Source organism: Bradyrhizobium sp. Crot121 (genome assembly GCF_059512385.1).
This window is the reverse complement of record NZ_JCAMOR010000001.1, coordinates 447,170-468,867: the sequence shown is the minus strand read 5'-3', so window position 1 is coordinate 468,867 and position 21,698 is coordinate 447,170. Positions and strand designations below refer to the sequence as shown.

Annotated in this window: 16 protein-coding genes and 1 riboswitch; of the genes, 4 read left to right on the top strand and 12 right to left on the bottom strand. The window is 59.9% G+C overall.

Translation table 11 applies throughout. From position 1 onward, the window contains the following. Positions 1-109: 109 nt before the first annotated feature. The 8 genes from AC5ZGW_RS02100 to AC5ZGW_RS02065 form a co-directional block, all read right to left on the bottom strand. On the bottom strand, positions 110-2,431 hold the full coding sequence (locus tag AC5ZGW_RS02100) for a tetratricopeptide repeat protein (RefSeq protein ID WP_130223256.1): 2,322 nt from the start codon (positions 2,429-2,431) through the stop codon (positions 110-112). Positions 2,432-2,637: 206 nt separating this feature from the next. Continuing rightward, complete coding sequence (locus tag AC5ZGW_RS02095) at positions 2,638-3,696, bottom strand: HAD family hydrolase (RefSeq protein ID WP_130223254.1); 1,059 nt, start codon at positions 3,694-3,696, stop codon at positions 2,638-2,640. 227 nt (positions 3,697-3,923) lie between these two features. Beyond that, entirely contained in the window at positions 3,924-4,157 is a 234-nt protein-coding gene (locus tag AC5ZGW_RS02090; protein WP_130223252.1) for a hypothetical protein, read from the bottom strand. A gap of 339 nt (positions 4,158-4,496) precedes the next feature. Then, entirely contained in the window at positions 4,497-5,441 is a 945-nt protein-coding gene (locus AC5ZGW_RS02085; RefSeq protein ID WP_130223250.1) for a helix-turn-helix transcriptional regulator, read from the bottom strand. Between the two features lie 283 nt (positions 5,442-5,724). Continuing rightward, complete coding sequence (locus AC5ZGW_RS02080) at positions 5,725-6,468, bottom strand: S1 family peptidase (RefSeq protein WP_130223248.1); 744 nt, start codon at positions 6,466-6,468, stop codon at positions 5,725-5,727. A gap of 166 nt (positions 6,469-6,634) precedes the next feature. After that, the gene (locus AC5ZGW_RS02075; protein WP_165435049.1) at positions 6,635-7,501 is read right to left on the bottom strand and encodes an AraC family transcriptional regulator; all 867 of its coding nucleotides are present in this window, start codon (positions 7,499-7,501) and stop codon (positions 6,635-6,637) included. Between the two features lie 162 nt (positions 7,502-7,663). Further along, on the bottom strand, positions 7,664-8,671 hold the full coding sequence (locus AC5ZGW_RS02070; RefSeq protein WP_130223244.1) for an AraC family transcriptional regulator: 1,008 nt from the start codon (positions 8,669-8,671) through the stop codon (positions 7,664-7,666). An 845-nt stretch (positions 8,672-9,516) separates the two neighbouring features. After that, positions 9,517-9,663 carry a hypothetical protein gene (locus tag AC5ZGW_RS02065; RefSeq protein ID WP_165435048.1) on the bottom strand — a complete coding sequence of 49 codons (147 nt, stop codon included), beginning with the start codon at positions 9,661-9,663 and terminating at the stop codon, positions 9,517-9,519. A 607-nt stretch (positions 9,664-10,270) separates the two neighbouring features. On the opposite strand from AC5ZGW_RS02065, the gene AC5ZGW_RS02060 reads away from it, so the two are divergent. After that, the gene (locus tag AC5ZGW_RS02060) at positions 10,271-11,875 is read left to right on the top strand and encodes a porin (protein ID WP_130223242.1); all 1,605 of its coding nucleotides are present in this window, start codon (positions 10,271-10,273) and stop codon (positions 11,873-11,875) included. A 117-nt stretch (positions 11,876-11,992) separates the two neighbouring features. On the opposite strand, the gene AC5ZGW_RS02055 is transcribed toward AC5ZGW_RS02060, so the two are convergent. The 4 genes from AC5ZGW_RS02055 to AC5ZGW_RS02040 all read right to left on the bottom strand — a co-directional run bounded on the left by AC5ZGW_RS02055 (position 11,993) and on the right by AC5ZGW_RS02040 (position 17,280). Further along, a complete protein-coding gene (locus AC5ZGW_RS02055) occupies positions 11,993-12,463 on the bottom strand; it encodes a MarR family winged helix-turn-helix transcriptional regulator (protein ID WP_130223240.1) in 471 nt (156 codons plus the stop codon). Between the two features lie 134 nt (positions 12,464-12,597). Further along, positions 12,598-14,046: a PepSY domain-containing protein gene (locus tag AC5ZGW_RS02050; protein ID WP_130223238.1), complete on the bottom strand. Its 1,449-nt coding sequence runs from the start codon at positions 14,044-14,046 to the stop codon at positions 12,598-12,600. A 2-nt stretch (positions 14,047-14,048) separates the two neighbouring features. Continuing rightward, positions 14,049-16,322, bottom strand: a complete 2,274-nt coding sequence (locus AC5ZGW_RS02045) for a TonB-dependent receptor (RefSeq protein ID WP_463328148.1) — start codon at positions 16,320-16,322, stop codon at positions 14,049-14,051. A 124-nt stretch (positions 16,323-16,446) separates the two neighbouring features. Next, positions 16,447-16,646: riboswitch (cobalamin riboswitch) on the bottom strand. A 91-nt stretch (positions 16,647-16,737) separates the two neighbouring features. Continuing rightward, a complete protein-coding gene (locus tag AC5ZGW_RS02040) occupies positions 16,738-17,280 on the bottom strand; it encodes a MarR family winged helix-turn-helix transcriptional regulator (RefSeq protein WP_130223236.1) in 543 nt (180 codons plus the stop codon). A gap of 240 nt (positions 17,281-17,520) precedes the next feature. Here AC5ZGW_RS02040 and AC5ZGW_RS02035 point away from each other — a divergent pair, with 240 nt between their 5' ends. Genes AC5ZGW_RS02035 through AC5ZGW_RS02025 form a run of 3 tightly spaced genes read left to right on the top strand, consistent with a single transcriptional unit; the run spans position 17,521 to position 21,636 of the window. Further along, on the top strand, positions 17,521-18,732 hold the full coding sequence (locus AC5ZGW_RS02035) for an ABC transporter substrate-binding protein (protein WP_130223234.1): 1,212 nt from the start codon (positions 17,521-17,523) through the stop codon (positions 18,730-18,732). A 4-nt stretch (positions 18,733-18,736) separates the two neighbouring features. Continuing rightward, a complete protein-coding gene (locus AC5ZGW_RS02030; RefSeq protein WP_349645049.1) occupies positions 18,737-20,053 on the top strand; it encodes a thiolase family protein in 1,317 nt (438 codons plus the stop codon). Positions 20,054-20,085: 32 nt separating this feature from the next. Further along, positions 20,086-21,636: an AMP-binding protein gene (locus AC5ZGW_RS02025; protein ID WP_130223230.1), complete on the top strand. Its 1,551-nt coding sequence runs from the start codon at positions 20,086-20,088 to the stop codon at positions 21,634-21,636. Positions 21,637-21,698: the final 62 nt, after the last annotated feature.

Genomic DNA, 21,698 nt, shown 5'->3' with positions numbered 1-21,698 from the left:
ACTTCCAGTTCGACATTTGAAGGGTCAGCAGACTGACATAACTCGGTGTGCCGCCGATACTCTCCTGCGATGCGCAGTTCGTCCGCAGCGGCAGGAAAGCGCTGTCAACTCACTTCAAACGTGCGCGAAGATCGTCGGCGAGGCGGGTCAGTTCACGGTCATTCGGCAGGAGGCGAGACAGTCGCTCGGCGTATTCAAGGGCGGCAGCAATATTGCCGGAATCGCGGCTGAACGAGACGAGGGCAGACAGGGACTCGCGATCGTCCGGATGGCGGGTCAGGTTCGCCTTCAAGACTTCAATCGATTCCCCGATGCGGCCCGACGAATGTAGTGCCACGGCGTAGACATAGGCGTAGCGCGACCGGTCAGGTTCGAGCTCGCTCGCCGTGCGGAATTCGCCAAGCGCGTCATCCGGCCGCTTCTGCCGCGTCAGGCTGAGCCCGAGGGCGTGGTGCAAGCCGGCGTCCTGGCGTGAAGACGTGATCGCAGTTCTCAGAACACTTTCGCCGTCGCGGTCCCGGCCAAGCTGCCGATAAAGGTCCGCCAGATTGATCGCCGCAGGCGCATATTGCGGGCTGAGCCGCAGGGCCGCCTTGTATTCGCTCTCTGCATCGGCTGCCAATCCGCGCCGCGCAAAGAAGTTTCCGAGGGTCGATCGTGCCTCGGGTCGGTCGGCGTTGAGACGTTGCGCCGCAATGAACTCGGCAGCGGCCCCTTCGAAGGCTGCGCGGTCCGCCGAGGGCTGGGCCGCGCTCGGAACGGCGGCCAAGATCGACACCGCCCTGATACGAACGCCGCCGCTTGGATCGGCAAGAAGCGGCGCGACCAACGGCCAGATCCGCTCGCCCGGAAGGCCGTCGAGCATGTCAAGCGCTGCGACCCGCACCATCGGGTCGGCATCTGCCAATCCCTTGCGCGCAAGCTCGATATTCGCGCCCGAGACCCGCGAATGAAGTTCGCCAAGCGCGCTCGCACGTGCGATGGTCGGCGCGGTGGGATTGGCCGCCACCAGGGCCAGCAGTGTGGCAGCGTCGGCGCGGCCGGTCCAGGAAGCCTGGAAAGCCTCGGCGTAATTCTGAAAGCCTTTCCGGACCGGTCCGTGCCAGCGCTCGATCGCGTCGGCCGCCCATTGTGCGGATCTGTCGGCATGACAATTGTTGCAGGCATTCGGGGTGCCAAGCTTTACGGAGAGATCCGGCCTCGGAATTCGAAGGCTGTGGTCATGCCGCTTGTCGATCACCATGTGGGTGCTGACCGGCATGTGGCACGACGCGCAAGCCACGGCCGGCACAACGCCTTCGTGGCGATGATGTGAGGCAACTTCATATTTGTCGGAGGCGTGGCATTGCAGGCAAACGCCGTCGCCTGAAGCGCGGAGCTTGGCCGCATGAGGGTCATGGCAGTCGCTGCAGGTCACGCCAGCCGCGAACATCTTGCTTTGCTTGAACGGGCCGTAGTTATAGACCTCATCGAGCATCTGCCCGTCCGCGTGATACAGGCCAGGAGCAAGGAGGGAAACGGCATGCGTGTCGGACAATGGTTGTCCTGGTACCCAGTCTTCCGAAAATTCACCGCGTCGGGCGTGGCACAATCCGCAAGTCTCGACCTCCCTGCGTGTCACCGCAGGAGCGATGCTGCGTTGCGGGTTGCCGGTCTTCGGATCGGGGTGCCAACTAATGCCATCCCGCTCGTTCAGCAAGACGGCTAGCCCCTTGCGCGTGTCATCGTCTTTTCCAAACCAGTTCCGCTGGCTCTGCGCCCAAGCGACGTGCCGCGAGCCTTTGCCGTGGCATGCCTCGCAGCCGACGCTGATCTCCGTCCAGGTCGTGCGAAAGCGGTCCTCGGCCGCGTCGTAGTTCTTCCGGATGCCCGTGGAGTGGCACTCCGCACACATGAAATTCCAGTTCTGATTGAGCTTGGTCCAGTGCAGCACGTCGTCGTGCTTGATCTCCTCATTGGGATAGAGATGAAACCAGCGTTGCCCGCCCTTGTCCTTCGGCCGGCTATCCCAGGCGATTGAAAGCGCCTGAATACGACCATCGGGGAACTCGATCAGATATTGCTGGAGCGGATCGATGCCGAAGGTGTACTTGATCTCGAAGTTCGCAAGCTTGCCGTCAGGACCATCCGTCTCGACGAAGAATTTGTTCTCCTTCTTGAAGAACCGCGAATGGACGCCGAAATAGTCGAAACCGGTGTCATTGAAATTCCCAAGCACGGAAGCGGCGGTGGCGTGCTGCATGGCATGCTTGTGCTGGGACTCCTTCCACAACGCGGTTTCGGCCTGATGGCACCTGGCGCAGGCTTCACTGCCGACAAAGACGGCAGCAGAGGCGGCCTTGCTTGAACGAAAAGCCGCCGGGCGGACGATACCGCCATTGGTGGCAAACAGGAGTGCACAACCACCCAACGCGAGAACTGCCATCGCCATCCACGTGGCGGCGCGCGTCGGTGGCCTCTGGTTCCTATCTGCTCTGTTGTCGCTGCGCGCCACGAATTGCTACCCGCTGCAGGCTAAGGACGAATTCCAGCAAATCCTCTGGTGCTGTCCCGCGCTATGCAGATTCGGCAAAATGTCCGCGCGACATTGCCGGCTGAGCCGGTCCATCGCCTGCCGGGTCCCCTTCAGAATCGGTGCTACTGCTCGAACGGAAACAGTCGCTTCCAATCGTCTTTCATGCTGATCACCGTCCAGCCGTCCTTCCTGGCCTCGTCATAGAGCGCGGGCGTGAAAGTGCCGACCTTGGTGTCCGGCAGACCTTGTGCCGGGCCGTAGGCGTATTCGCGGGCGGCATCGTCATGCAGCACCAGCATCTTCAGACGCGCACCAGCACCCGCACCGGTCCACTCCAGCATCTCGCGATCGCCCGTCGAGTTGCCGAACGCCGCATACGGCCGACGTCCGATCATGAGGTGAATCCCTTCCGGTTTGCCGGCGTTGTCGTCGTTCAGGATAAGCTTAGGCTCCTTGGTCAAAAACGGCTTGCCGTCCTTGCCGTAGCTGTATTTCGTTCCCCCCGCGGTACCGACGACCTGCTCAGGCGGGATGCCATAGACCTGTTCGGCGTATACACGCACGAAGTCCTGCCCTCCACCTGTCACGATAAAGGTCTTGAAACCGTTATCACGCAGGAATTGCAGGACTTCGAGCATCGGCTGATAAACGAGCTCGGTGTAGGGGCGCTTCCAGCGTGGATCCCGCGCGGTCGCGATCCACTGCTTCGCTTCGGCCTTGAACTCCTCCACCGACATCCCCGTCAGCGTCGCAGCCAGGATCTCCTCCAGGTCCCTCAAGGAAAGCCTGGCGATCGCCTCCCGATCGCCCGAGAGCACGGTCTTGAACGGCGCGACGTTCTTGAGCTCCGGCTTTTTCTCGACCACCGCCGGGACGCGCTCCAGGCAGTAGAGCACTTGCGTGTACATCGGATGCTCGACCCAGAGCGTGCCGTCCTGGTCAAAGACGGCAATTCGATTCTCCGGTGGCACGTGGTTCGGGCTCGCGGTGTCGGTCGTGACGCGCACGAAGTCGAGGATCGCCTGTTTCGCGGCCCCATCGTTCCATGAAGGCAATGGAGCCTGCGACGTTGTTTGCGCCAATGCCGGGATCGTCAGGAGCGGACTGGACAAGGCAGGCAACAGCGTCAAGATCGAAATCAGAACGCGGCGGTTCGTGCGATAGTGCAAGAGAGCTTGCATGATCGTCTCCTAATTCTGCGCCACGATCGCTTGCGCGGCACGAGCAGGAAGGCGTGTTCGATGACCCAGCGCACGTAGTCGCCGGACTCGTGCTGAGCCCGCTCGAACGGATCGGAGCGAAGGTTGAATATTCTGGGCAGGCGTAGAAGCCATCTTTCGCTCCAACTGTCGTGTGCAGACGCCCCGTAGGGCGTCTGCCTGTTCACATCGCGCACGCTTCATGCAGCTTAGTCGCTCGCTGCGCGGGAATGGGCCTTCTTGACCTCGTCCAGGATCCCGCTGAGGTTGTAGCTCTCCGGCGCCTGCAGCGGCGGGAATTTCTCGTATGTCAGGAGGTGCTGCAGCCATAGCTGCTGACCGATCGGCAACAGGTTCCAGTCGTACTGGAAGGCAGTCGCCGGGGCGCCGAGCGCAGCACACGCCAAGACAAGAGCGCCCGAAATTGGTCGGAACAAGCTCATGGTTGCTTCCTTAGTTGGCGGCTGCCGAAAGCCCCGGGCCGCAGCCTTCGCCCACCTCCACCCGCCGACCAACTTGCCTTTGCCGGTTCATGCGAGATCGCAACCGGCAATCGGTCCGACGCTTTGCGACGGCAAATTGGGCGAAAGGCCCTGAATGCGCTATGCACATTCGGCAGATTGAGGGCGTGATGGAAAGCGGTATACCAAAGCGCGTTGCCGCCGTTCCGCAGCGACTAGGCCCGCAGTCGTCAATCGGCACAAAGGATTGAAAGCCTCGCCTACGAGGCTGAGGCTAATGTTGGCTTCGCAGGGCTGGCTGTGCGCTTTCGGCGGATCAGATCACGGATCGCGTTGCAGCGTGACGGAAGGCGACTCTCCGAAGGTGGTGCGATACGTCACCGCAAAGCGTCCAAGCTCCAGGAATTGATGATTTCGCGCGACCTCCGCGACGGTGGCTATCGAAGGATCGGCGCGTCGCAGTGCCGAACGAGCCTGGTTCAATCGCCGCAACAAGAGATATCGTGCGGGGCTTACGCCGAGGAACTCCGCGCAACACATCCGCAGGCTACGCTCCGGCACGCCGATCTCGGCACAAAGCGCAGGCATTTTGAGTCTTTGATCGATGCGTTTGCTTAGGCCATCTTCGAATCGATGCATGACGGCAGTGTGATGGTGTCTTGCCTTGGAGTTATTGTTGTCGATGTCGTCGGCGGTCAGACAATCGATGATCGCGTGGAGCAATTCCTGCTCCAGCGCTCTTGCTACCTCGGGGCGCTCGATCAATTTCCGTCCAGCCTCTGCAAGGTAGCAAGCTTCTCTGAAGAGAAGACGAAATCTTGATATATCCGCGCGGGTAGGGTGGAGCACTCTGCTCACGGGCGGCGGCGCGATTTCCCGTCCAGTCAAGGCTTTGCTGCAAGTCCCGAATTGGTCCGGCGATAGGGCTATCAAGCCCCATTGGGACGCGCCGTGGGAGCGCTGATGGGTGCTTTCGCCGCGACCGTGCAAAACCATGTCGCCGTTCCGCAAGACAAGCCCATCGGACACGAGGGACGCGGTACCCAGCGGAAAAGAAAGGAATATCCGTTCGGGGGGCAGCGAAATATATGCGATGCGCGGAAGGATTTCCCGGCACCGACACAATTCCAGGTGGTTCAATCTCAACCGTGTTAGCCGTGCCTCGAAATCGCCGGCACCCGTTATCGTTAGATTGATACGGACATCGCCGAATCCTGCGGCATAGCCGTCAGCGTCGCCAAACGTGAGTGTCGCGCCTTCTGCCATCTGCGCCGTCCCGTCGGACCGGTGCACGGTCCGGTCTCATCGAGGAAGGCAGCATCAAGCAGTCGGCCGTCGTCGGCTATGCGGGTTCGGAAGGTCGATGGCGGGGGTGGAATGTGAAGAATATGCAAATCCGGCAAGCCGGTCGATAATCTCGACCAGGTGCTGCGACCATAGGTGCCCCCTCAGTGGAAAGACCGCCCGCGGGCGGTCTTTCGTAGTTGGCGGAGCAATTGTGGCCGGATGCCCATTTTGTGGCGACACTGACGATGCGACGACCCGGCTCTCATCTCGTCTCGGCAAATTCTTCCAACGCCTGGACCGGCACGGACGCGACGTTGGGCATTCCCCATGCTGTCGAAGTCCTGATCTGCCGGTGGGCCCACCCAACGTTCTGGGTAAACACGTGGCTCAGGACCGCCGTAACGCGACCTCCGCAATCAAGAACCGGTGCTCCCGACGCACCGTGATCGATGATAAGGCGATTCTCGCCCTCATACATTTCAAGGAGTGCCATGCCCGACAACTTCCCGCCGTCTCCAAATCGAACGAACCGTCCTCCGACGAGTTGCGGGCGGCCTGCCCCATAGGCAAGCGCCACGACCTGCTCTTCCGGAACGAGTGGCTCGTGGCGGATCGCCGCACTCTGGGCGTTGAGAACGGCGCGTCCGAGTTCGATTACGGCCAGCTTTTCCATCTGCCCTCCAGCCAGGCGCAGGATTCGGGCGGCGATGAATTGACTGTCGTTCCCGTCCACGATTTCAAGCGACTTCCAGTCCTGCGTCGATAGCTCCATGCCGGCGGTGACATGTTCAGCGGTGACGATCGTTGTTGGTGACAGGAACCAACCGGTGCCTCGCACGCCGACGAGGCCCCGATGCGACTCGCGCTCCGCGTCATCGAAATGCCTGAAGATGCTGACCGCTGAGTGCGCAACCTGTGTGGGATCGACGCAAGCCGCAGAAATCCGCTGCGTATTTGCGAGCAGAACGAAAACAACGAGTGCCCCGTAAAAAATGCGTTTGCGCATTCCAAAGGGCCTCCTTCTCCCCTCTTGCAGGGGAGAGCGAAGCCAGCAAGAGAGCAATCGAACTCACCGCCTTATCCGGAGGTTTTTCCGAATTTAGCGATTTTCCGCGCGTAGTGGCATGATTTTGTCGCAGGCGACCGCGCGTTTGCGATCACGCGCACCCGGTTCAGGCGAGGCCGGGCCCGGCAAAAGCAAGGGTTGATGGGCGGTCGAGCCGAACCCTCGGGTCCGCCGGCGGGCGCCGCAAGGTGCACGACGGCGTTTCTCCGAAGAACATTCGGTAGGCAACTGAAAAGCGCCCCAGTTCCCAAAAGCCGTGGTCGGCCACGATTTGCGTGACAGTTGCCGTTGATGGGTCCGACCTCAAGAGCGCCCGCCGCACAAGGTGCATTCGGCGCAAGGTGAGATAACGGATCGGTCCCATGCCAAAATGTTCCTCACAGGAGGCGCGAAGGGTGCGTTCGGCGACACCAATCGCCGCGCAGATTTCCGTGAGATAAAGTGGGCGGTCGGGATTGGCCTCCAAAAATTCCTCGAACCGCGCGACGATCGCGTCATGGCGACGGTCGCCCATGGTCGTTTCCAGCACGACGCATTCCACGAGGCACCGGACCATGACATGCACCAGTTCGCTCTCGAGGGCACGAAGCACTTCCGGTATTGCGAGTACATCGGGGGTTTCATGGGCGAGTTGTCCGACCACCTTGTGCAGCTTCAGCAGCCGCGACATCAACGCAGGATTCGGGTGAACGCTACGCTCATCCAGCCGCTTGCTGAAACCACCGCCAGCTATCGCTTCGACCGCGGCGTCGAATTCATCGATCGGGAGAGACATCGCCCCTAAATGATAATCATGGCCGGATCGATGATGTGCAACGTCAGTTCTGTTAATGATGATGTCACCAGGCAAGACGTCTTGGCCACAGTGCTGTAGTGGGGACGAATTGGATTCGGTGAGAAAGATGATCGATCGCCGGTCGGGTCTGCACGCAACGTTGCTGATTTGCGGCAAAGATACAGTGAAACGCTGCATCCAAAGTCTGGTCATGCCAATCTGTGTAATCTCGGCCCAAAAATCTCCCTTCGTTGTGGGGAGTATCTCGACATCAGTCGCTTGAACGGCCGCCTGACAGGGAAACGGATCGGTAAATCTGAGAACTCTTGCCCACGACATTGTATTAAGTCCCTGTCTGGCTCAAGCTGCCCGCAAGTTTGTGGCTGCAAGCGATGTTGGGCGATTGGGACGCGTTTCCGGCAGCTCGACCGATCGCCGCAAGGTATGCGATGGCGCCTCGCCAAACAGTGCGTGGTAGGCAACCGAAAAGCGGCCGAGTTCCCAAAAACCGTGGTCGGTGACAATCTGGGTGACGGTCCGCTTTGAATGGTCCGAGCTCAGGAGCGCGCGGTGTACGAGGTGCATTCGGCGCAGGGCGAGATAACGGATCGGCCCCATTCCTAAATGCTCTTCGCAGGAGGCGCGGAGCGTGCGCTCCGCGACGCCAATCGCTGCGCAGATTTCCGCAAGATAAAGCGGCCGGTCGGGATTGGCCTCCAGGAATTCCTCAAATCGTGCGACGATGGCGTCGTGACGACGGCTACCGGTCCTCGACTCTACAGCGGCGCCTTGGGCAACGCACCTCACCATGACATAAGTGAGCTCATTCTCGAGTGCCCGTCCCACTTCCGGGATTTCGAGAACATCCGGCATGTCATGAGCGAGCAGCCCAATGCTCTTGTGCAGTTTCAGCAGTCGGAGCATCGCCGCAGAATGCGGGCGGACAATTCGATTCTGCGGCATTTCGACAAACTCGCGACCGAGTACTGCCTCGGCAGCAGCATCAAAGTCATCAGCCGCGAGAGAGATCGTGCCATAGTGGAGGTTTGCGCCAGATCGTTGATGTACGACGTCGGACCTGTTTACGACGAGATCGCTGGCCAAGACCTCCAGGCCGCAGTGCAGGAAGGCCGATTCATTGGGTTCGGTAAGAAAGCCAATTGATCTGCGGCCTGGACTGATCGCGAGGGTGTTAACCTGCGGAAGCGACACTTGATATCGTTGCACCAAAAGCCTGTTTATGCCGATCTGCGCAATTTCGGCATGAAAGCTTCCTTTCGCCGTCGGAAAAAGTTCTATGTCCGCGGACCAAATAACTGCCTTGCACTGTGACGGATCAGATAAATTAAAAACTCTACTCCACGCCATTTCTGTTCTCTCCCGAAAACAGAGCTACTAATCACTCGGGACAACTAAGCTTACAGCAAGGAGAACACTGGGAATCGGGAAGAGCGATTTCGGTCGCAAAAGAAGAGCGGGCAACGCCATCAAGTCGATTCGAGATCCGAGGCGGGCCGAGATCTCGGTTGTATTGTAGGACCAGTATTACCTGTGGGCAACTGCTCGAATACTTGGCACAAAATGCATATTGCTCCGCACGTCGATGATAGCCGTGTCGATGACAGCGCGGCATCGCAGCTGGTTCAGACGACGGCGGTCGCAATAGCCTGTACGGCAAGTGCTTGTGCATTGGCGGCAGCACTCGTCGAGGATCTGCCGGACCTGCGTGAGTATCTCGCGCTCCGGGATATTTCGGCAGTCCAAGCGCAAGTGGATGCAGGTGAGACCGATCCTCGGCGAGGGTGTGTTTACCTTCGGAGCCCGTTTCTACGGATGCACGAGTAATAGGCGTCTGCGCCGACAGCGTTCCCTTCGGCAGTGGCAGCGGGATTAGCAGAAGCCATGCCCACTTGGGATCTTGCCGCCTCATTGGCCTGCCTGAAGCATTCAGCGCGTATGGCCCTAGTCCTATCCATCTGTTGTCCTGTTTGTGCCGATGATGAGATTGCAAGGAATGGAAGTATGGCGACTGCCAACAGTGTTCGCATGTTCAGCATATTTTCCTCCTTGAAGACGTTGGATAGCAGCGTAGCGCGGGTCTCGATCCGATCGGGGCGGGCGTTACGACAATCCGAAAGGTGCTCGGCCCGCCCACGGTGCCAAGGCCGCCCGCAATAAAGGGAAGAACGGTAACAACTACATATTGACGTAGATCAATGGGGCGGACCGGGCGATGTGCCCTGCAACGCTAGCTGGAGCACCTGCTCGGCGCATTCCTGGCGGTGCAGCCGGATGGCAAGCTCATGGACTGCCATGGTCGCCATGTGCGGCAGGATGGCGAGATCGATGCCATGCGGCATCTTGCAGCGTGAGCACCTGATCTTGAGCCAGCGACAACCTCTCATTGATCGCCTGGTCGATCGCCTGCGCCTTCGTCGGCTCCTTCGCCGCAAGGTCTTGGCGGGTTGCGAGGCACATGGGTCCAGCAATCGATCGGCGACACCAAGGAAGAATGATTCTCCCCGATGATTCTCTCGTGGGGTACATCTCATGCCGTCGTAAACCTCTCCGCGCACGCGCTATCGAGTTCCCTTCTGATGAGTGCCTAAATTTCAGTCCGACGCTGAGGCAAAATAAGCTAAGTATTTCAGTGTGTTATTCGATCACGCGCACTCACGGTGCCGTGATATTTGTGCAACATGCGTCCGAAAAGAAGCGAAGGCGCCTGCGGAGTCCTCTCTCTCTTGTTGCGCCTTAGGAGACCTTCGTTTCTTATGGAACAGCGACGGAGGGGGGCATCCCGAAGTCGTCCCGTTCTTGGTGGTTCGCTTAAGTCCCTCGCGTTTTCGCGGGAGTCCGAAAGCGCGAAGCGGCTTGACGGGTTTTGGGGGGACTAGGGAATCAGCTTCAGGGTGTTTACCCGGCGGATCCGCAGCTCTTCCTTATAGAGCAACTTGGAGGTTTAACATGAAGATGGTTAAGAGCCTTATCCTCGGCTCAGCGGCGGGTCTGCTCGCCATGGGCGGGGCACAGGCGGCCGATCTTCCCGTCAAGGCCAAAGCGGTCGAGTACGTGAGGATCTGTTCGCTTTACGGCGCCGGTTTCTGGTACATCCCTGGCACCGACACCTGCATGAAGATCGGTGGCTACCTGCGTGTCGACACCACGTTCAACGGCGGCATCTACAATGCGCCAGCCTGGAGCGGTGATGCGGGTCAAACCAACCGCTATCAAGACTACTTCTCCGCCCGCTCCCGCATGGCGCTGACGGTCGATACCCGCACAGCAACGGAATATGGCGTCGTCCGCACCTTCGGTCAGGCCGACTTCCAGTTCTCGACGCTCGGCAACAACACCTACAACCCGAACTCGATCAACCAGAGCCTGCCGGTCGCAAGCGCCAACCTGCTTGATACCCCCGGCGGCGGCTATGTCGCGGTCGAATTCGTGTTCATTCAGTTCGCGGGCTTCACCTTCGGTAAGTCGGCTTCGGCCTTCGCGACGCCATGGCATGGTTATCCGGGCAACAACTCGTCCTTCCTGCTCGGCGGTCATGACACCGTCACCGGCGTGAACAACATCCAGTACACTGCGCAGTTCGGCAACGGCATCTCGGGCACCATCGGCCTTGATGATCCGACCGTCTTCGACCGCACCGTCGTGGCCAACCTGACCGTGCCGCTCACGTCACAGGGCGCTGTCGCCAACGCCTATGCCGGTGTGCATGCGCCGGACGTCGTCGGTAACATCCGCATCGATCAGGCTTGGGGTCTGTTCCAGATTTCGGCTTCGGCACATGAAGTCAACGGCTCCTACAACGTCCTGAATACGGTCGGTGCTCCCGCTGGTGCAACCGGTCTGCCGGGTGCGGCGCCGACCAACCTGTCTGAACTCTCCGGTCACCCCGACACCAAGTGGGGTGGTGCGGTGATGGCTGCGTTGCAGATCAAGAACATCCCGACCGGCCCCGGCGACGACTTCAAGATCGATGCCACCTTTGCCAAAGGTAACACCAAGCAGGTGATCTCGACGTCGGCGACATCGCCTAACCCCTTCACGATCTTCGGTGGCGCCAATAATTTCGGCTCCTTCGGAAGCATCGGCTTCGGGGCGGTGACTGACGGAGTGTGGGCACCGGCCGGCCTTGCGGGCCCGTTGTTTGGTGCTGATGGGAAAATCCATCTGACGACAGCATGGGGCGTCCGTGGTGCGTATAACCACAACTGGGATCCTTACTGGTCGAGCAGCTTGTTCGGCAGCTACTCGGCGGTCAGCTACGATAACACGGCAAAATTCTTCGTCTGCTCCACCTTCACTGCTGCCCGCCTCTCGGCGGTCAGTGCCGACTTCAGCTGTAACCCCGACTTCAATGTCTCGCAGCTCGGTACGATCACCCGCTGGACCCCGGTCAAGAACCTGACGTTCTCGGCCGAATTCATGTGGTTCCATCTCGACCAGAAGTTCACTGGCTCCGCTATCCTTACCCCATCGGCGCCGATGCCGACCGCTCGGTACGACTTCAGGGACCAGGATACGTACAGCTTGAACGTCCGCGTTCAGCGCAACTTCTGATCCACTCGTCAAAGGAATCTTAATCAAGGCCCCCGGCAAGCGATTGCCGGGGGTTTCTGTTTGCGCGACAAGTTTTGCTATGCGGTGCAGTGAGGACGCGGCCTCGGATAGACTGCGCTACGAAGATAGCGGGGCCTTTTCGTCCGCGGCCTTTTCAAGCTGATGGTTCAAACTGGCGAGCCTGTCGATCACCCTGTCGAGTTCAGGGCGTCCAAACTCAGCCAGAATGAACTCATGCAGCGCATCTTGTTCAGACGACAGCATCGCCAGATGCGCGTAGGCAGCTTCTGTCAAAGAGAGAGTTGCTAGCTGAGTGTTCGAGGAGGGGGACTCACGTTGAAGCAGACCCGCTCTCTCCAACAGTTTCAATTGCCTCACGACAAAAGATGTATTCACCTGCAGCGTCTTCGCTATGGCCTCGACGGATACACCCTCGCGTCCGTCTAACTCGGCCAAGGCAACAATAATGATCCACTGAGCATCGGTTATGCCGAGATGCCGCGCCCAGTAGTGGCGAATGGCCTCCAGACGACTGACCATTGCGGTGACTTCCGAAATGAACCTGCGGCTCGCTTCGTAGTTTCTCATGGAAACCTGCCGACGTGAAATCTCCGCGTGTAGAGATACTGATCTCGCGCTCAGGTTTTGTAAAGGAGATTCGGCTTGGCTGCTGCGGCCTTTGTCCTGATCTCTTGGCTGTCACCGCGCGCCGGACATTGTCCCTAGGATCGCAGTCGCCGCCAGCCTATGACGATGCCACTCGTCGATATGATCATTCCAATGAGCGACAGCAGCAACACAGCGATGTCCCATGCTGGGCGATGGCGCAGCAGCGGCGGAAAATCGAGACTGTGCAGCGCATTGAACAGCCAGCGATACGCCCGGCGGCTGTTGTCGACGCGGCCGAGAATATCGCCATTGCGCGGATCAATGTAGAACCAGCTCTCAGCCGCGTCGTCGAAGCCCACGCGCAACACCGGCAGAAGCCGCTCATTGTGATGCGAATACCAATAATCATCGAACTGCTGGAGGCGGAGGCGCGCGGTCATCGCGGCGTTTGGCAACAAGCTATTCGCCGCTGAGAAAATCTCGTCGTCGGAAAGCACCTTCGTGGCGCCGCTTGCCGGATCGGCAACAGTCTGATCGCCGTCGCGGTCGGTGAGCACCATCAGCGGATGGCCGCCGAGCCAGACAAAGCGAGCTTCGACCGCTCCGAGCGGAGGCATCGATTGGAAGGCTGCGACAATCCGCGGCGCATCATGCCCAGCATATCGGACCGCCATCTCCCGGCTCGGGCCTCGGCCTGCAAAATACTCGCTCGGATTAAGCGACAGCCAACCGCTGAATGTCCATGTCAGGACGAAGATGCCGCCGATCAATCCGGCGATGTGATGCCAGGCCATCCATCCCCGATAAGGCGTGATGCTGCCCCGGGCATAACGCTGGCGCAATCGCAGCCGTAGAATGCCGATCCAGAAACCGGTAACCGCCACCACGAGGCAGATGCCTGATATCCAGAGCACCGCTTGCCGCCAAGTTGCGCCATCCTGGCGGAGGACCGTGGGATAGATCCAGTGTGGGATCGAGCCTAGCCAATTCCAGATCCGCTCACGTCGCGTGGTGTCGAGCGCCAGTTCACCGGTCTTCGCCGAGACATAGAGCTCGGTTCCGGCTTCATCTCCGAGCGACACCAGGAGGAGCGGCCGCAAGGGATCATAGCGCGCCGTGACACTCCATTGATCGCGTTCGATTGTGCCAATCAGCCTTGGATGCACGGCATTCGGATGATGGCGGGCGATCGCCAGCGCCTGCTCGGTCGTGATGTCCTCGATCGAATGACCGTCCGTTGCCGATATGGTCTTGCGTGCGCCATTCCAGTCCAGCAGCCGATAGACGGGGATATCGTTCAGCATGACGAGGCGAAGATCGCGCGGATAGTTCGCAACACCGGCGATGGCCATGGCCCGATCGGGCGCCACGAGCACGCGGTCCCAGGCGATCGGTGGCAGCGCCGCCCAGCGCTCGCGATCGGTCAACTGCGGGAACGCCACGTACATCATGACGATGCCCGAGACGAACCACATCGCAAACAGCAGGCAGGTCGCGATGCCGATCCAGCGATGGGTGATGTAAAGCCACCGCCGTCCTTTCCGGATCAACGCGCGGCGCATGATCAGAACTTCACGTTGACGGACACTTCTGCCGTGCGCGGCATGCCGAGCAGCCATTGCCCGGAAGGGGCGGACGTGGCGTAGACAGTGTCGAAGAGATTGTAGAGGCGAAGCGCCACCGTGGTTTGCCCGTCAGGCTTCCAGCGCAGTCCGCCGTTGACCACGGTGTAGGCGGGGCGAAGCTGGGTATTGGCGTTATCGGAGAATGTTTGCCCTACGATCTGCACGCCGCCGTAGACGGACCAGTTCGGCGCGAAGTCCCAGGTCAGCCACACGTTCGATACCTGCTGCGGCACATTCGTCGGAACGTTGCCGGCGTAGCTGACGAGTTTGCCGCCCACCACCTGGCTGAAGTTGTCGTACCGGGCCCGCAGCACCGCGAGATTGGCATCGACGCGCCAACCATCATTCAGTGCCAGGCCGATCGATGCTTCGATCCCGCGCGACGATTGCTGGCCGACTTGCAGCGCCAGGCCGGCGGGATTGTTGGGATCCGGGACCAGCAGGTTGTTCTTGACGATTTCGTAACCTGCCAGCGTCCATTCACCACGGCCGCCCCAGAATGATTGCTTGACCCCAACCTCGGTTTGCTTGCCCGTGGCAAGCTGGAAGGTTTTCTGCGTGGCCGACAGCGAGATGAGATTGGTGACGGGATCGACGGCTGTCGCATACTGTCCGTAAAAGGCGAGGTTCGAGACGGGCGTGTAGACCACGCCGGTTCGCCAGCTCGTGCCCGACAGCGAGATATCGAAATTATTCGTTGGTGTCCTGTAATCGGTGCGGTCGACATCCGGCCGGTCGAACCTGATACCGCTTACAACGGACAACTGATCGGTCAGCGACAGCCGGTCCTCGGCAAACAACGCATATTGATTGACGATCGCATTGTAGCCGGGCGTGGTTCGCGTCGTGGAGGTCGCAAAAGACCCCATGTCGCCGGCATAGGGATCAACCGAAGATGCGCCGCCATAGGGCGAATTGTTGGTGTGGGTAAAATCGATCCGGTTGACGTCGAAGCCCGCAACGAACTCGTTGGCGAAGCCCAGCAGATGACCACGAAACGTTGCGTCCATCCGGTTACCGACCTGAGCCTGGTCGTGGAATATCTCGATGTAGCTGGTTCGGTCGATCAACCGTGTTGCAGGATTCCAACTATAGTTCTCGACATCACGCCAATGCCGACGGCTGGTCAGATAGTAGAGTGTGTTCTGGACCTTGACTCCTTCCGTCACGTCCCACTCGGTCTTGAACTGGCTCCAGTTATCCTGATAGCGGATCGCGCTGTCGAGCACGTTGTAGTTCTTGAACCGCAACGTGTCGTCGATCCCGCCGTTGATCAGCGGTGTGCCGAAATAGCGCGAGGGGCTTCGATTGCTGTAGTCGTTCGAGAGTGTGAAAGCGAGGTTTTCGGCGGCCTGGACCCGCACCGCGGCGGAGACCGCAACATTCGACGTCTCGTCGCGATCAACCCAGCCGTTCGAGATGTTGCCGATGGCATTGACGCGATAGGATACGTTCGGATTGATCGGGCCGCCGCTATCCACCGCAATGCGTCGCGTCGTATTGGTGTCGAGCGATATCTCGGCATCGTTGTAGGGCGTCGTGACCGGTTTCTTGGGGATCACATTGATGATCCCACCAATTGCGCCTTCCCCGTACAGAACGGAGGCTGGCCCGCGCATGACCTCGATGCGATCCGCCGACCACGTATCGAATGGAAAGGTCACGGTTCCTGCGCCAACATAGAGGCGAGTGCCATCGTACAGCGTCATCACCGAATTGCTTCCGGTGAAGCCGCGCGTGCTGAACGAGAGGCCGCCATTGCCGGGCGCCGGGCTCGCGGTAAAGCCCACTGCGTTCTGGGTGACCGCGTCCGTGACATTATGCTGGCCGCGTTCTGCGATGGTCTGCGACGTAATCGTTTCGACGCTGGCGGGCGTCTGCAGCGGAGTGAGGTTGAGGCGGCTGCCACTCGCGTTCAGCTTGTTCAGGTTTAGCGTCGGAGATGGCCTGTCGGATGTTGCGGAGGGCGTGGTGCTTCGCGCCGCCGGGCTCCGGCTCGACTGAGATTGCGCAGGTCGCGCTGCGGAAGTTGAACGCTGATGATTGAGACGCTTTGCCGCAGGCTTTTGCGGCTGGATAACGCTCACCGGAGGCAAGACATGGGACGTCTCAGGCTGCTGGGCCTTTGCCGAAGAAGATTCGAGCAGGAGAACCGGCAGGAAGTATCTGAAAGCGAGCCGCGCAGCATCACGCTGCCTTACGATAGGAACGATAGAGAGCACGAGCAGACCTCGGTATGACGTCAGTGGCACGTCACCGCAAACGAGGTCTCGCTCGAACGTGCCTATGGCACGCCGGACGAAAACAATGTCTGTACTCCCCGACCGACATTTTTGCGTGTGACCACGGCTGACGGCAGGTCTCCTGGCTTGCGGGTCCCAACCCTTCGTCGCCTTCCCAGGACCGAGGCTCCCAGTGGCGCATGACGAAAGATTCGCCGCTCACAGTTGCGGGGGCAGCCGCGGCATAGAGGAGAAGTCCCCGCACCGCGTTCCCTTTTGATCCCCGTAAGGGGAACCGTCAGTCGTGATCTAGGAGGTTGTCTGAGCCGAAGTCAATCCTCTCATTGCAGGCTCTGGACGGAGCGGAGAAGCCACGTCGGGCCGGCCGGCCAAGCCGTCCTTGGTATCAAACATCTGCGAGTCCAGAGGGATCTTCCGCAAGCCGCTCTGCCCATCTCAGATCGTCCTTGTCTACAAGCTTCTCGTGCACGGCGAGGAACGCATTCGTCGCATCAGGGCCGCAATCGGCCAAAGCGGCCTCCAGGCGCGCGAATTGCCGGCGGAGCACTGTCTGAACAAGTTTGCGGCCTTTGGCCGTAGGGTAGAGTCGTTTCTGCCTTCGGTCCTCTTCGCCAATCTTCGCGATCAGCAGGCCGTCCTTGACGAGTTGCCGCATGGTCGGATTCAAATTCTGGTGCGACACACGCATCGCACGCAAGAGATCACTGACCGTCGCTCCCGGATTCATCGCGGTCAGAACCAACACACGATTGTGCAGGCGGGTGAGACCGTAGGGCTCCAGTGCGGCTTCGGCGTCTGCGGCAAGAATCACGTTGGCGAAGAAATGCAGCAAAAACGCCTTCAGAGTCTTTTTGCGAAGATCGGCTGGGACTTCTGACTGCGCCTTAGAGGCGTGAGAGGAATTCTGCTGCTTCACCAAACCGACCATCCCTGTGAATCCGCCACCTCCTTAACCGACAATCTAGGTCCCAGCCAGACGTCCCGCAACGCCAAATATCACAATAAACTTGTACTATATAAATTATTGGGGTATCTGTCGCCATCCGGTCGCAGGTTTCAGTGCCGTGACCGGCCTTAGGCTGGAGACAGTCGTTCTGTCGCCACTTGGGGCAGGAACGCACGACAGCTTCGAGCAAAAACAACAGAGCTGTTAGGATGGGAGGAAATTGTGAACTGGAAATTTTGGACGGCTTCGATTGCGGTTCTTGTTGCAGTGCTGGCGGCGCCGCCCGCAAATGCAGGGCCAAACGGCATCACCATAGGGGTGCTCAACGATCAGAGCGGACCCTACGCCGACGGCTCGGGAAAAGGTTCGGTCGTAGCAGCGCAGATGGCGATCGAAGATTTCGGCGGAAGCGTGCTCGGCAAACCGGTGAAATTGATCTCGGCCGATCACCTGCAAAAGGTCGACGTAGCGACATCCATTGCCCGCAAATGGCTCGACGTCGAGCAAGTCGACCTTATCCTCGACGTTCCGAACTCCGGAATCCTGCTCGCTATTCAGGACATCGTCAGAAACAAGTCCGGAATTCTGATCGCCGCCGGGGGCGGCACTTCAAAGTTCACCGCCGAGGCGTGCTCGCCGTACGGATTTATGTGGGTCTACGACAGCTACGCACTCGCCAACGCCATGGGCCGCGCAGTTACCGAAAGCGGGGGGAAGTCCTGGTTCTTCCTTCCGGTGGATTATGCCTGGGGCGAGGCGCTTTCAGCAGACCTGACGGCGGCGATCAAAGCCAGCGGCGGCACCGTGGTGGGATCCGTCAAGACGCCGCTGAACACGGCGGACTTCTCGTCCTTTCTATTGCAGGCGCAAGCTTCGAAGGCCGATGTGGTCGCCCTGTTGAACGCCGGTTCCGACACCATCAACTCTGTCAAACAGGCAAACGAGTTCGGAATCACGCAAAGCCAGAGATTGGCGACCGGACTGTTCTACCTCACCGACGCTCACGCCGTGGGTCTGAAAGAGGCGCAAGGGCTGATCGTTTCCGACGGCTACTATTGGGATCGCACGCCGGAAACCCGCGCCTGGGCGGAACGTTTCCAAAAGCGTCAAGGCCGCATGCCGACCTCGGTCCAAATGGGTGTCTATTCGGCCGCGCTGCATTATCTCAAGAGCGTCGCAGCGGCAGGCAGTGACGATCGCGAGGCGATCGCAAACAAGATTCGCGAACTTCCGGTCAGGGATCCGATGGTGCCCGATGGGCGCGTTCGTGCCGATGGCATCATGTTGCATGACATTCTGCTGCTCCAGGTCAAGAAGCCGCAAGAATCGAAGGGAGAGTGGGATCTCTTCAAGATACTCTCGGCTACTCCCGGCGACAAGGCATTCCGTCCCCTGGACCAAAGCACCTGCCCCCTGGTCGCGAAACGCGGCTAGTCGAATGCGCAGCGCGCCAGCACGCAGTGGCACGCGAACAACCTTCATCATGAGGAGCGATCGTTTGACCAACAATGTGTATGTTCTCGGGGCTTATGCGACCCCGTTTGGGCGATGGCCGGACAAGTCCTTCAAACAGCTCACGCGAGACGCCTATTTCGGGGCGCTGTCGGACGCGAAGCTTGAGGAATGCCCGCCCATCGAAGCCGCCTGGTTCGGCAATTGTCTCATGCATTACTGGGGACAAGCCTCTGCGCGCGGCAACGTGTGCTTCATTCCGCTCGTCCGCGAGGGCTGGTTTCCGGAACGGGCGCCGATCGTGAACGTGGAAGGCGGCTGTGCCACCGCCAGCCTGGCGTTAGCCGCAGCTTTTAAGGAGATTCGCGCCGGCGATGCCGATCTCACCCTCGCCCTTGGGGTTGAGAAACTCTACGATCCAGATAATCAGGCCGCCATGCTCGCGGAGTTCGAGCGCGGATTGGACAGTTTCGATCCGCAGGAGTGGGAGGAACATTACGCGCAGATCGGTCGCGAAGTGGGAAAGCCATTCCAGCGATCTCCTGACCGCACGGTAGCGATGGACACCTACGCGATGCAGGCCAGGCTGCATATGCAGCTCTACGGAACCACCGCCGAGCAGATCGCAATCGGTGCAGCAAAGAACCACTGCAACGGCGCGCTCAATCCAAATGCGCAATATCGCTTCGAAATGACTCCACAACAGGTCCTTGGCGACAGGATGGTCTCGGACCCGCTGACACGATCGATGTGTGCGCCGATCGGAGACGGTGCCGCTGCGGCTTTGCTTTGCTCGGAAACGTTCCTTCGCGCCCAGCCCGCGGAGGTGCAGCGCCGTGCCGTTCTGATCCGAGGGCTGGCCGTGACTGGCGGCAAGTATCGCCTCCCGGACGAACCAAGCCTTTCGCGAGCGGCGGCCGATCGCGCCTACGCGATGGCGGGCATCAAACCCAGCGACGTCGATGTTGCCGAGGTACATGATGCCACCTCCTTCTGCGAGATCTATCAGAGCGAGATGTTGCGCTTTTGCGACGTCGGCGAGGGAGGACAATTCGTAGCCAGCGGCGCGACGAAGATCGGCGGCGCGCTACCCATTAACACATCCGGCGGGTTGGTCTCCAAAGGTCATCCAATAGGCGCCACCGGCCTGTCCATGTGCTTCGAATTGGTGGCCCAGTTGCGTGGCGAGGCGGGGGCCCGACAAGTCCCGAATGCACGTATTGCCCTCCAGGAGAACGGTGGCGGCGTGATCGGACTCGAAGAGGCGCTCGCCGCCGTCATCGTCTACGAGCGAGCATCCTAGTCATGGCCCGGCAGATGGCGGAAAGGTAATCGATGGATCAACTTCACGCATCGTCCACGATGGGTGACATTCTCATCAGGGCGATCAGGCGCGGCGGCGATCGAACGGCGTTCATCTCCGATGGCAAGCGAACGACCTATCGTGACTTCGGAGCGCTGCTCTCGCGCATGTTGCAGGTCTTCGAACGGCACGGAGTCCGCCGCGGCGACGGTGTCGCCTGTCTGTCTCGCAATAGCATGGAAGCATTTCTGATCGGTGCGGCGTGTTATCTCTCGGGAGCACGTCTGACTAACCTCCATCCGCTTGCTTCCGCGGAAGATCAGATTTTCATGCTCGAGGACAGCGGCGCAAAGGCCTTCTTCTTCGACCCCGCGACATTCGCCGACCGTGCACGTGCGATCGTCTCGCGGGTTCGCTGCGTCGAGGCGATGGCACTGGGGCCCAGCGAAACCGCGGTCGACGTGCTTGCCGAAGCCGGATCGTTTCCCGCGCGCGACTTGGTCTCGAATGCGAGGCCGAGCGATCTCTGCTGGCTGATCTATACCGGCGGTACGACGGGGCGGCCGAAAGGAGTGATGCACAGTCATCGCACGCACGTCGCCATGACGATGGCGGAATTGGCGGAGTGGGAGTGGCCGCGAGCGCCGGTCTTCCTCGCGACGACGCCCATCAGTCATGGCGCGGGTGGCTGCCTGTTGCCCGTCCTGGTCTTGAGCGGCACCGTCGTGATGGCCAACGGTTTCTCGCCGGAAGGATTCTTCGAGGTCGTACGGTCGTATGGCGTTTCCGCCACCTTCCTCGTGCCGACCATGATTTACAAACTGCTGGACCACGCGGCGTCTCATGACGTCCGGGACATCGGCCTCGAACTTGTGATCTACGGGGCCGCACCGATGACACCCGTCCGCCTGCGCGAAGCGATTGAGCGTTTTGGCCCGATCTTCATGCAACTCTATGGGCAATCCGAGGCCCCCAATTCCGTGACAGTCTTGCGAAGAGATGATCATCTTTCCATCGACAATCGACGGCTGACCTCATGCGGGGTCCCAATCGGCAATAGCCAGGTCGCGCTTTTAAACGAGGAGGGAGGGCAGGTCGGTGCAGGAGAGTTGGGTGAGATCTGTGTCCGCGGACCGTTAGTGATGGAGGGCTATTGGAATCGGCCGGAGGAGACTGCCCATGCCTTTCGCGACGGCTGGCTGCATACCGGCGATTTGGCGCGCTGCGACGACGACGGCTTCTTCTACATCGTCGGTCGATCGAAGGACATGATCATCACCGGTGGCTTCAACGTTTATCCTTCGGAGGTCGAGGACGTCCTTACTGCACACGAGGCCGTTTCCGCTGCAGCCATCATTGGGCTACCCGACCCCGTGTGGGGTGAAGCCGTTACCGCCGTCGTGGTCTTGCGCGAAAATATGACCGCATCGGAGGCCGACCTGATCGCCTGGGTTCGGCAGGCGAAAGGACCGGTCTGTGCGCCGAAGGCGATTCACTTTCGTCAGGACATTCCGCTGACGTCACTCGGCAAGCCGGACAAGAAGGCGCTGCGGGAAAGTCTACAGCCAACGCCGGCGCCCTGACGACCTAGAGCATTTCGGTTCTGATTGGATCAGAACCGAAGCTCTAAATTCTTGTTTTGACG